This is a genomic window from Pseudomonas sp. 2995-3, from assembly GCF_002742565.1.
Taxonomy (GTDB): domain Bacteria; phylum Pseudomonadota; class Gammaproteobacteria; order Pseudomonadales; family Pseudomonadaceae; genus Aquipseudomonas; species Aquipseudomonas edaphica.
The window spans coordinates 14,988-27,231 of the sequence record NZ_LJSB01000204.1 but is presented as its reverse complement, the minus strand read 5'-3'; the positions used below and the strand labels follow the sequence as shown (position 1 = coordinate 27,231).

The 12,244-nt window shown below is 61.7% G+C and carries 7 protein-coding genes; 2 read left to right on the top strand and 5 right to left on the bottom strand.

Annotated features, from left to right (window positions below):
* Nucleotides 1–22: 22 nt before the first annotated feature.
* Nucleotides 23–1,720 carry an N-acetylglucosamine-specific PTS transporter subunit IIBC gene (gene nagE / locus AOA62_RS18035; protein ID WP_099549342.1) on the top strand — a complete coding sequence of 566 codons (1,698 nt, stop codon included), beginning with the start codon at nt 23–25 and terminating at the stop codon, nt 1,718–1,720.
* A gap of 223 nt (nt 1,721–1,943) precedes the next feature.
* On the opposite strand, the gene AOA62_RS18025 is transcribed toward nagE, so the two are convergent.
* Nucleotides 1,944–2,255, bottom strand: a complete 312-nt coding sequence (locus AOA62_RS18025; protein ID WP_065930379.1) for an NGG1p interacting factor NIF3 — start codon at nt 2,253–2,255, stop codon at nt 1,944–1,946.
* Between the two features lie 4 nt (nt 2,256–2,259).
* Nucleotides 2,260–6,156 carry a phosphoribosylformylglycinamidine synthase gene (gene purL / locus AOA62_RS18020; RefSeq protein ID WP_099549341.1) on the bottom strand — a complete coding sequence of 1,299 codons (3,897 nt, stop codon included), beginning with the start codon at nt 6,154–6,156 and terminating at the stop codon, nt 2,260–2,262.
* Nucleotides 6,157–6,443: 287 nt separating this feature from the next.
* Between purL and mltF the strand changes: the two genes are divergently transcribed.
* Entirely contained in the window at nt 6,444–7,904 is a 1,461-nt protein-coding gene (gene mltF / locus AOA62_RS18015; RefSeq protein ID WP_017139703.1) for a membrane-bound lytic murein transglycosylase MltF, read from the top strand.
* Nucleotides 7,905–8,040: 136 nt separating this feature from the next.
* Here mltF and AOA62_RS18010 read toward each other — a convergent pair whose 3' ends face one another.
* From AOA62_RS18010 to AOA62_RS18000, 3 genes are all read right to left on the bottom strand, one after another.
* Nucleotides 8,041–8,319: a PTS transporter subunit EIIB gene (locus AOA62_RS18010; RefSeq protein WP_017139702.1), complete on the bottom strand. Its 279-nt coding sequence runs from the start codon at nt 8,317–8,319 to the stop codon at nt 8,041–8,043.
* Between the two features lie 2 nt (nt 8,320–8,321).
* Complete coding sequence (ptsP, locus tag AOA62_RS18005) at nt 8,322–10,853, bottom strand: phosphoenolpyruvate--protein phosphotransferase (RefSeq protein WP_017139701.1); 2,532 nt, start codon at nt 10,851–10,853, stop codon at nt 8,322–8,324.
* 165 nt (nt 10,854–11,018) lie between these two features.
* On the bottom strand, nt 11,019–12,239 hold the full coding sequence (locus AOA62_RS18000) for a carbohydrate porin (RefSeq protein ID WP_099549340.1): 1,221 nt from the start codon (nt 12,237–12,239) through the stop codon (nt 11,019–11,021).
* Nucleotides 12,240–12,244: the final 5 nt, after the last annotated feature.

Below are 12,244 nucleotides of genomic sequence, written 5' to 3'. Positions count from 1 at the left end.
AACAAGAATAGGGAGACACGCCATGTACCAACATTTCATCGAAGGCCTGCAACGCCTCGGCCGCGCACTGATGCTGCCAATCGCGATTCTGCCGATCGCCGGCCTCTTGCTGCGTCTGGGCGACACCGACCTTTTGAACATCGCGGTGATGCACGATGCCGGGCAAGCAATCTTCGCCAACCTGGCGCTGATCTTCGCCATCGGTATTGCCGTCGGTTTTGCCCGCGACAATAACGGCACGGCGGGTTTGGCCGGGGCGATTGGTTACCTGGTGATGATTTCCACGCTCAAGGTGATGGACACCACCATCAACATGGGCATGCTCGCCGGTATCGCCAGCGGCTTGATGGCCGGTGGGCTGTATAACCGCTTCAAGGACATCAAGCTGCCGGAGTACCTGGCCTTCTTTGGTGGGCGACGGTTTGTGCCGATTGTCACCGGGTTTTCGGCGGTCGCCCTGGGCGTGATCTTTGGCCTGATCTGGCCGCCGATCCAGCACGGCATCAACAGTTTCGGCGTGCTGCTGATGGAAAGCGGCAGCTTTGGCGCATTCGTGTTTGGCGTGTTCAACCGCCTGCTGATCGTCACCGGCTTGCACCATATCCTCAACAACATGGCGTGGTTTGTGTTTGGCAGCTTTACCGACCCAACCACCGGCGCCATCGTCACCGGCGACCTGACCCGGTATTTTGCCGGCGACCCGAAAGGCGGCCAGTTCATGACCGGCATGTTCCCGGTGATGTTGTTCGGCCTGCCCGCCGCGTGTTTGGCGATGTACCGCAATGCACTGCCGGAACGCCGCAAGGTCATGGGCGGGATTTTCCTGTCGATGGCGCTGACCTCGTTTTTGACCGGTGTGACTGAGCCGATCGAATTCGCGTTTATGTTCCTCGCACCATTTTTGTACCTCATCCACGCGGTGCTCACCGGCCTGTCGATGGCCGTGACCAATATGCTGAATATCCACCTCGGTTTTACCTTCTCCGGTGGCTTTATCGACATGGTGCTCGGTTGGGGCAAATCCACCAACGGCTGGCTGGTATTCCCGGTCGGGTTGGCTTACGCGGTGATCTACTACAGCGTGTTCAACTATTGCATTCGTCGGTTCAACCTGAAGACACCGGGGCGTGAAGACAACCAGGTGGTGCAGGCTGAGGTGATGACCGATAACCAGCGGGCCAGTGCCTACATCAGTGCACTCGGCGGTGCAGAGAATTTGCTGAGTGTCGGCGCGTGTACGACTCGTCTGCGCCTGGACATGGTGGATCGTAACAAGGCGGTGGATGCGCAGTTGAAAGCACTGGGCGCGATGGCCGTGGTTCGGCCGGGTAACGGCGGGAGCTTGCAGGTGGTCGTAGGGCCGATGGCCGACAGCATTGCGGATGAGATCCGCCTGGCGATGCCGTCGTTTGTTGCCAGTGCGCCGGTGGCCGCCCAGCCTGTGGATAAACCGGTCGCGGTGAATGTGCAAGAGGCCGAGAAGTGGCTGAATGCTTTAGGCGGCCGCACGAATGTGCGCCAGCTGGAAGCGGTGGCGATGACCCGATTGCGGGTGGAACTGGGGGATGATTCGGTGCTGTCTGAAGCGGACCTGACTGCGCTGGGTTGCCAGGGTGTGAGCCAGCTGGACAGCGGGGTTTGGCATTTGTTGATTGGTGACAAGGCCACTGGATTGGGCGAGGCACTGGAGCGGCTGGTTACCCGACCAATCAACGCCTGACCGATCGTTCCCACGCTCTGCGTGGGAATGCCGCCCCGGACGCTCCGCGTCCAGGCCGTCGCCCTGCACAAGGGTGACGCGGAGCGTCACAGGATGCATTCCCACGCGGAGCGTGGGAACGATCAATGTGGGAGCTGGCTTGCCTGCGATTGGCCCTTACAACCAACAAAAAACCCGCTGACCAAACTGGCCCAGCGGGTTTCTCGTTTCTGCAACCTGCGAATCAAAAATCCGCCAACTGCCACACCTCATACGCCGGTGTCTCATAGGGATGGCTGAGTTTCAACGCGGCTACAACCGCCACGATCAACTCATCCGCCACCACCAGCTCAACCTTCCATTCTTCAACCACTTCAACCTGGCCCACCTGCCCAAGAAACGGCTGGCTGCCGTCCAACGCGCGGAATTGGCCCTGGCCCAGCACTTGCCAGGCACAGCTGTCGTAGTTGCCGATGCGCCCGCCGCCGGCGGCGAAGACGGCGGTTTTCACCGTCTCCACATGGCTGGCGGGCACAAAGAAGGCAAGCTTGTACACCGCCTTAGTTCACCCACACGCGAGCGTTGCGGAACATGCGCATCCACGCGCCGTCTTCGTTCCACTCTTCAGGGCGCCACGAGTTTTGCACGGCGCGGAATACACGCTCCGGGTGCGGCATCATGATGGTCACGCGACCGTCGCGGCTGGTAAGGCCGGTGATCCCGCGCGGCGAGCCGTTCGGGTTGGCCGGGTAGCTCTCTGTGACCTTGCCGTGGTTGTCGACGAAACGCATCGCCACACAACCGGACAGGTCGGCTTCGAGCAGGGCTTCTTCGCTGGAGAATTCAGCGTGGCCTTCACCGTGGGCGATGGCGATTGGCATGCGCGAACCGGCCATGCCTTGCAGGAAGATCGAGTTGGATTCCTGCACCTGCACCATGGCGACACGGGCTTCGAACTGCTCGGAACGGTTACGCACAAAGTGCGGCCAGAACTCGCTGCCCGGGATCAACTCGTGCAGGTTGGACATCATCTGGCAACCGTTGCACACACCCAGGGTGAAGCTGTCGTTACGCTCGAAGAAGCCCTGGAACGCATCGCGCGCACGGCTGTTGAACAGGGCCGATTTGGCCCAGCCTTCACCGGCACCCAACACGTCACCGTAGGAGAAACCACCGCAAGCGACCAGGCCTTTGAACTCGTTGAGGTCAACGCGACCGGCGAGGATGTCGCTCATGTGCACGTCGATCGCATTAAAGCCGGCGCGGTCGAACGCGGCCGCCATTTCCACCTGGCCGTTGACGCCCTGCTCTCGCAGTACGGCAACTTGTGGGCGAATGCCTTTCTTGATGTAAGGCGCGGCGATGTCCTGGTTGACGTCGAAGCTGAGCTTGGTGCTCAGACCCGGATTGTCTTCTTCCAGGATCACGTCGAATTCCTGCTCGGCGCAGTCGGCGTTATCACGCAGGCGTTGGATCTGGTAGCTGGTCTCGGCCCACTGGCGTTGCAGCAAGCGGCGCTGGCCGGCAAACACGGTATCGCCATTGAAGGAGATATTGATTTCACCGTTATTGATCGGTTGACCGATCACCGCCACACAGTCGTCCAGGCCAGCGGCGCTGAATTGTGCGAGTACGTCCGGAGTGGCGTCCTGGCGAACCTGGATCACGGCGCCCAACTCTTCATTGAACAGGATGCCGTTGATTTCGGCAGCATCCTCGGCAACGCTGTCGAGCACAATGTTCAGGCCGCAGTGACCGGCAAATGCCATTTCGACAACGCTGGTCAGCAAACCGCCGTCGGAACGGTCGTGGTACGCCAGCAGGTGGCCGTCGGCGTTCAAGCCCTGGATCACGGCGAAGAAGGCTTTGAGGTCTTCGGCGTCATCCACGTCCGGCGCGTGCTTGCCGAGTTTGCCGTGGGTTTGCGCGAGGATCGAGGCGCCCATGCGGTTCTGGCCACGGCCCAGGTCGATCAGGATCAGATCGGTGGTGCCCTTGTCCATGCGCAGTTGCGGGGTCAGGGTCTGGCGGATGTCGGTGACCGGGGCAAAACCGGTCACGATCAGCGACAGCGGCGAGGTCACGCTCTTGTCGGTGCCGTCTTCGTTCCAACGGGTGGCCATGGACATCGAGTCCTTGCCCACCGGAATGGTGATACCCAGTTCCGGGCACAGCTCCATGCCGACAGCCTTGACGGTGTCGTACAGGCGCGCATCTTCACCTGGGTGACCGGCAGCGGACATCCAGTTGGCCGACAGTTTGATGTCGGACAGCTTGCCAATGCGCGAAGCGGCGATGTTGGTGAGGGTTTCACCAATCGCCATACGGCCCGACGCAGGGGCGTCCAGCAGGGCCAGCGGCGTGCGCTCGCCCATGGCCATGGCTTCACCGGTGTACACGTCAAAGCTGGTGGCGGTGACGGCAACGTCGGCCACCGGCACTTGCCATGGGCCAACCATTTGGTCACGGGCCACCAGGCCGGTGATGGTGCGGTCGCCAATGGTGATCAGGAAGCTTTTGCTCGCCACGGCCGGGTGGTGCAGCACGCGTTCGATGCTGTCGGCCAGTTCCAGCGTGCTTGGGTCGAAGTCATCGCCCAGCTCGGTTTCACGCACGGCGGAGCGGTGCATGCGCGGGGCTTTGCCCAGCAGTACTTCCAGCGGCATGTCGACCGGGCTGTTGCCGAAGTGGCTGTCGGTGACCGTCAGCTGTGGTTCGGCAGTGGCTTCGCCGACCACGGCAAACGGGCAACGCTCACGTTCGCAGATGGCCTGGAAGCGCGCGAAGTCTTCAGGGCCAACGGCCAGTACGTAGCGTTCCTGGGATTCGTTACTCCAGATTTCGTGCGGGGCCATGCCCGGCTCGTCGTTTGGAATGTTGCGCAGTTCGAAACGGCCACCACGGTCGCCATCGTTGACCAGCTCGGGGAAGGCGTTGGACAAACCGCCGGCGCCGACGTCGTGGATGAAGCTGATCGGGTTCTTGTCACCCAACTGCCAGCAACGGTCGATGACTTCCTGGCAGCGGCGTTCCATTTCCGGGTTTTCGCGCTGTACGGAAGCAAAATCCAGGTCTGCCGAGCTGGTGCCGGTGGCCATGGAAGAAGCTGCGCCGCCGCCCAGGCCGATCAACATCGCCGGGCCGCCGAGGACGATCAGCTTGGAGCCGACCAGAATCTCGCCTTTCTTGACGTGTTCTTCGCGGATGTTGCCCATGCCGCCGGCCAACATGATTGGCTTGTGGTAGCCGCGCACTTCATCGCCACGCGGGGTGGTGATGGATTGTTCAAATGTACGGAAGTAGCCGGTGAGTGCCGGGCGCCCGAACTCGTTGTTGAACGCGGCGCCGCCCAGCGGGCCTTCGATCATGATATCGAGTGCGGTAACGATGCGCTCAGGCTTGCCGTAGGGCACTTCCCACGGCTGTTCAAAGCCCGGGATCTGCAGGTTGGACACAGTGAAACCGGTGAGGCCAGCCTTTGGCTTGGCGCCACGGCCGGTGGCGCCTTCGTCACGGATTTCGCCGCCCGAACCTGTCGCTGCGCCCGGGAACGGGGCAATCGCGGTCGGGTGGTTGTGGGTCTCAACCTTCATGAGGATGTGCACCGGCTCCTGCACCGCGCCGTATTGGCGGGGTTCAGGGGCCGGGGAGAAACGGCCGGCAACGGAGCCGACGATCACCGAAGCGTTGTCCTTATAAGCCGACAGAACGCCTTCGCTGTGCATCACGTAGGTGTTCTTGATCATGCCGAACAGGCTTTTTTCCTGGCTTTCGCCGTCAATGTCCCAACTGGCGTTGAAGATCTTGTGACGGCAGTGCTCGGAGTTGGCCTGGGCGAACATCATCAGTTCGATGTCGTGCGGGTTGCGCTTCAAGCCATTGAAGGCGTCGACCAGATAGTCGATCTCATCTTCGGCGAGCGCCAGGCCCAGTTCGGTGTTGGCCTTCTCGAGGGCGGCGCGGCCACCGCCGAGCACGTCAATCGCAGTGAGCGGCTTGGGCTCGGCGTGGCTGAACAGGCCGGCAGCCTGTTCCAGCTGGCTGACGATGATCTGGGTCATGCGGTCGTGCAGGCTGCTGGCAATCAGCTCGGCTTCGGCATCGCTGAACTGGCCGGCGACGTAGAAAGCGATACCGCGTTCCAGGCGCTGGATTTTTTCCAGGCCGCAATTACGCGCGATATCACTGGCCTTGCTCGACCAGGGCGAGATGGTGCCGAACCGCGGCAGAACCAGGAACAAGCGGCCGGTGGGCTCTTGAACGGGAACGCTGGGGCCGTACTTCAGAAGGCGTGCGAGCACTTGCTGTTCGTCGGCGGTCAAGACGCCGGTTACGTCGGCGAAGTGAGCAAATTCAGCATACAAGCCTGTAACAGCTGGAACCTTTTGGCTCAGTTGCTCAAGGAGTTTGCTGTGGCGAAAGGCAGAAAGGGCAGGAGCGCCGCGCAGGATCAACATCTTCGGGACAGCCTCGGGAAGGGGGTGTGCTTTGAGGCCGTGCATTCTAGCGTAAACCTGCGCCAACGGCACCCGAAACGGCACGGCTGGCCGCTGCCGAACGTCAGTTGGCAGCGATTGCACGCTTTCGGGGCGAAATCCTGGGGTTGGCGAGCAGTTATTTTAACCGTCACAAACCCTCGCCAACCCACGTTTCTGCGGGCTGCAGCCCGGTTTTGCGGGTGCTAGCAGACAAGTCCGCTGCTGTCGAGATATGGCGCCGAGGGCCGTTTGCGTATACTGCGCAGATGTTCTCCCCTACTGCTTTACGCCCGCGATGCGCCAAATGGCTGATCGCAACCGGACTCTTCCTGATGCTCAGCGCCTGTGTTGATAAGCCCAGCACGCTCGAGCGAATCAAGGAGGATGGCGTATTGCGGGTGATTACCCGGAACAGCCCGGCGACGTATTTCCAGGACCGCAACGGTGAAACCGGTTTCGAGTACGAACTGGTCAAGCGCTTTGCCGATGACCTGGGCGTGAAGCTGGAGATCGAGACCGCCGATAATCTCGATGACCTGTTCGGCCAGTTGGGCAAACCCAACGGTCCGGTTCTTGCGGCCGCCGGCCTGGTCAGCAGCGAGCAGCGCGCGCAACAGGTGCGTTTCTCCCATCCGTACCTGGAAGTCACGCCGCAGATCATCTACCGCAATGGCCAGTCGCGCCCCACCGGCCCGGCAGACCTGGTGGGCAAGAAGATCATGGTGCTCAAAGGCAGCACCCACGCCGAGCAATTGGCGGCACTTAAAAAGCAGAACCCAGCGATTGAATACGAAGAGTCCGACGCCGTGGAGGTGGTGGACCTGCTGCGCATGGTGGACGAGGGCCAGATCGACCTGACCCTGGTGGACTCCAACGAAGTGGCGATGAACCAGGTGTACTTCCCCAACGTGCGCGTGGCCTTCGACCTCGGCAATGCCAGCAACCAGAGCTGGGCCGTGGCGCCGGGTGAAGACAATAGCCTGCTCAACGAGATCAACAGCTACCTGGACAAGGTTGAGAAAAACGGCACCCTGCAGCGACTGAAAGACCGTTACTACGGGCATGTCGATGTACTCGGCTATGTCGGCGCCTACACCTTCGCCCAGCATTTGCAGCAACGCCTGCCCAAGTACGAGAAACACTTTCGCGCCTACGCCAAGGAAGAAAAGGTCGACTGGCGCCTACTGGCGGCCATCGGCTATCAGGAATCGCTGTGGCAACCGGCCGTCACCTCCAAGACCGGCGTGCGCGGCCTGATGATGCTGACCCAGAACACCGCCCAGGCCATGGGCGTGTCCAACCGCCTGGACGCCAAGCAAAGCATCATGGGCGGTGCCAAGTACCTGGCCAAGATCAAGGATGAGTTGGACGACAGCATTGCCGAGCCGGACCGCACCTGGTTCGCCCTCGCCGCCTATAACGTCGGCACCGGCCACCTGGAAGATGCGCGCACGCTGGCCAAGAAAGACGGCCTGAACCCGAACAAGTGGCTGGACGTGAAGAAGATGCTGCCGCGCCTGTCGCAGAAGCAGTGGTACAGCAAGACCCGCTACGGTTATGCCCGCGGTGGCGAGCCGGTGCATTTTGTCGCGAACATCCGCCGGTATTACGACATTCTCACCTGGGTGACCCAGCCGCAGTTGGAAGGCAACCAGGTGGTGGAAGGCAACTTGCACGTGCCGGGTATCGACAAGACCAAGCCGCCGGAAGATAACCCGCAGTTGTAAACCCAATCGCCCAAACGACCCATAACCCTGTGGGAGCCGGGCTTGCCCGAGATGGCGGCTAGCCAGTCAACATATTCGTTTCCTGACACACCGCTATCGCGGGCAAGCCCGGCTTCCACAGTTGATCCTCGTCGTTTTATAGGCCAGTGAGCAGATGCACGACCCCGCCCGTTAAGACCATCACACCCGCAACACCCGCCGCCTTCAGCGCCTGGGCATCCAGCCGCCCTGCATCCTGCAACTGCACCCGCACCCGCGTCAGTGCCACGCGCTGTTGCGACTTGAGGTTATCCACACCGCCCAATGCGCTCAGTACCTCGGTCGACAACAGACCCTGCGCAGGCGCCACCACGGTTTCGGCAATCAAGTCCGGGGTGAGGGCCTTCCAGAATGCGCGCTGTAATTTCTCGAACATGCTCAGTGCTCCACGACAGGTGAGGTTTCAACAGTGGCCGCGTGGTACAGGCGCAGGGCCTCGCGTACTTGGGCGGCTTCTTCCAGGCCAAGCACCTGGCGGGCGATGATCTGGCAGTCGGCCATGTCCAGCTCGCGCACGGTGGCCTTGATGGTCGGGATCAGCGGTACGCTGACCGACAGTTCATCCACCCCCAGCCCGATCAACACCGGCACCGCCAGTGCTTCAGACGCCAACGCGCCGCACACGCCGACCCACTTGCCATGGGCGTGGGCGGCCTTGACCGTGGTGGCAATCAGGCGCAATACCGACGGATGGAAGCTGTCGGCCTGGCTTGCCAGGCGCGGGTGGTCGCGGTCCATGGCCAGGGTGTATTGGGTGAGGTCATTGGTGCCGATGGAGAAGAAATCCACATGCGGCGCGAAGACATCTGCCATCAAGGCCGCAGACGGCACCTCGATCATGATGCCCAGCTTTGGCAGCTCGGTCAGGCTCAGCGCCAGCGCTTCCTCTTCAAGGATCTTGCGCGCCAGATGCAGCTCCGACAGCAGGCTGACCATCGGTAGCATGATATGCAGCCGCGCAAATCCGGCACTCGCCAGGATCGCGCGGAACTGCTCGCGCAGCAATTCAGGGCGTTCCAGGCACAGGCGAATACCACGCAGGCCGAGGAACGGGTTGGTCTCGCGCTCCATCGGCACATAGGCCAAAGGTTTATCGCCGCCCACATCCAAGGTGCGCACCACCAGATTGCGTTCGCTGCCCAGGGCTCGGGCGATGGCGCTGTAGGTGCCGGCTTGCTCCTCGGGGCTGGGCGCGCGATTGCGGTCCAGGTAGAGAAACTCCGAACGCAACAGGCCAACGCCTTCACCGCCCAAGGCCAGGGATTGCTCGACCTCCTGCAACGAGGCGACATTGGCCGTGATCTCGACATGATGACCATCGCGCGTGATACCGGGCAAGGCGGCCTGCGCCACCTCACGCTCACGTCTCAGTATGTGTTGCTTGCGGGTAGCGGCCAGTTGCTCGACAGCGGCCAGGTCAGGCTCCAGGTGCAGCTCGCCTTTGTCGGCATCGAGCAGCACCTGCTTGCCGTTGGCCAGCGCCAGTGCCTGTACCGGAACGCCGCACAACGACGGCAAACCAAGGGCACGCGCCAGGATCGCCACATGGCTGGTGGCGCCGCCGCCGACGGTGACGAACCCCAACACTTTGCGCGTATCGAGGCCAGCGGTTTGCGAGGGGGTCAGTTGCTCGGCAATCACGATCGCACGATCCGGCAACGCCCAGGCGCTGTCCTCAATACCGAGGATCAACTTCAGCACACGCTGGCCAACATCGGCCAAATCCGCTGCGCGCTCAGCCAGCAACGCACTGCCCAGGCCGAGAAATAGCTTGGCGGTTGCGGCCGTGGCGCTGTTCCAGGCAAAGGCAGCACTCTTGCCTTCGGTGAGCAGGCGATGGGCTTGCTCCAACAGGGTCGGGTCTTCAAGCAGTTCCTGATGGGCGCGGAAGATTTCCGCCTGGGCGCTGCCAACCGCTTTGTCTTGCAACACTTGCAGCGCTTCGGTGGCTACCAGTAAGGCGCGGCTCAGCGCAGCGTGTTCAACGGATTCACCCGCGCCCTGTTCCTCGATGTGCAACTCGGGTTCCGCCACTTGAAACACCTGGCCAAACGCGGAGCCGGGCGAAGCACACACGCCGCGCAACAAGGTCGCCGATGACTCGGGTGACTGCGTTTCAACAGGCGCAACAGACTCTTCGACTGCCTCCCCGCAACCTTGCGCCAGCAGGGTTACCAATGCCTTGATGGCCGCATCGGCATCCTCTCCCGCCGCACTCACTTGCAAGGTATCGCCCTGCACGGTTTGCAGCGCCATGATCGCCACCAATGACTTGGCGTTGGCGCTCTGGGTTTGCTTGTGCAGGTAAATGCTGGCGTTGAAACCTTTGGCCGTCTGGGCCAGCACGGCGGCCGGGCGTGCGTGCAAACCGTTGGCATTGGGCAACGTCAGCGGTTTGGAGAACAGTGCATCGCCTTCCTCCTCGCCCACGGTTTCAGCGGCCTGGCCGGGTGAGACGTGCAACAGCGGCTGGCCCACCTCCACCGCGCCACTGCCCGATGCCAGCCACACAAACGGCTCGCCGCTGACCACCAGCATCAAGGTCAGCAAACTGCGCGCATTGAGCGCCACGTAGTCGGCATCAAACTCGATCAACGGCTGCCCGACCTCGACCCGCTGGCCTTCCTCGACCAGACGGGTGAAGCCCTTGCCAGCCAGGTGCACCGTGTCCAGGCCAATATGCATCAGCACCTGCACGCCGTTGTCGCCGGTGACGCTGACCGCATGCCCGGTGTCCTGGATATTGCTGATCACCCCGGCCAACGGCGCGCACAGGGTCTGCGAGGTGGGATCGATGCACAGGCCGTCGCCGATCATGCGGCTGGCGAACACCGGGTCAGGCACCTGGTCCAGCGCCAGCAGCACCCCGGACAAGGGCGCCAGCAGTTCCAGGGGTTGAGTTGTGGTCATGACTTCACCTGCTGTTTTGTTCTGTAAAAATCATAGGGCGAACGACGATCCACTGTGGGAGCTGGCTTGCCTGCGATGCCGGCGACTCGGTGTCTCAGTAAGACCGAGGGGTTGCTATCGCAGGCAAGCCAGCTCCCACCTAAAAAGCGTTCACTTAAAACCGAGCTATTTCCACCAGTATTCGACTTGCACACCCACATTCGAGCCGTGCCGCGCCGTGCCGTAGGCGCCGGTGTCGGACAACGCCGAGCCCGCCGCCAGTTCGTTCGCCGCACGCTTGGCCGCTTCGTTCCAGGTTGCATAGGTGTAGTACAACCGCACTTCCGGCCGTGCCCAGAAATCCGGGCCGTTGGGCGACCAGGTCGGGGCGAAGGTAAATTTGCTCAGCTTGCGCGTACCACCGGCGGCCTCGACTTGATCATGCCCAAGCTCGGTGACCAGTTTGAACTGTTCGCTGATGGCATATGCCGGGCGCACACCGATGGACATCCAGGTCTGGTCCTGGCTGCCCGGGCGGATATCCTTTTGATACACTGCCTCGACCTGCCCGCCGAAACGCGGCGTCACCTGCCAGTCGAAAAACTCCACGGCGCGGTAGCTTTTGCTGCTCTTGTCCAAGGCGGTATCGCCGGTATAGCCCAAACCCGTGCCGGGGCCTTCGCCGTACTGCAAGGCGAGTTTGTTCTTGCCGCCCAGAAACGGTTTTTGCACATGCTGCGCGGTGATCGCCCAACCGCTGTTGGCCTCACGCCCGCCGGCTTTTTCTATATAGCTCAAGCCAAACTCCAGCTCACCGCCGGGGTTGGTCTTGAAGCCTGCCACGTTGAAGTCGTGACGGGTGGCGTATTCTTTCTGGTAGAGGTTGTCCTTGCGCGACAGCGCGTAGCTGTATTTGAGGTCGCCGATTTTGACGTCCTCGACACCGCCGCCCGTGGCGCTCTGGTTCCAGTAGTAGAAGTCGGAGATATGGATGTCGTTACGCTTGTAGTAACGGCGCCCCGCCCACACCGAGCCGCCATTGAGGCTGGGCAGGTTGGACCACTGCGCGTACATCTGCGGCATGCGCGCCGAGCCGTTGTCCTCACCCTGGAACTTCAGGGCTCGGTCGTATTTGTTGTACAGCGATGCCATGGCATCGACGCTCAGCACCGAGCCGTCGTCGAGGGTCAACAGGTCCTGGCGCAACTCGAGTTCGGCGTACTGCTCGCATTCGTTGCCCAGGCGGTATTTGGATTGCGCCCCCGGCAGTTGGAAACACTGTTGCTTGCCACTGCCTGTTGAAGTCCCCGCGCCGCTGCGCAAGTAGCCGGCAAACTCCAGGGCTTGAACGGCAAAAGGTGCGGTAAGACATGAAGCAATGAGGCCCAGCTTTATTGTTGTTTTCATGAAGC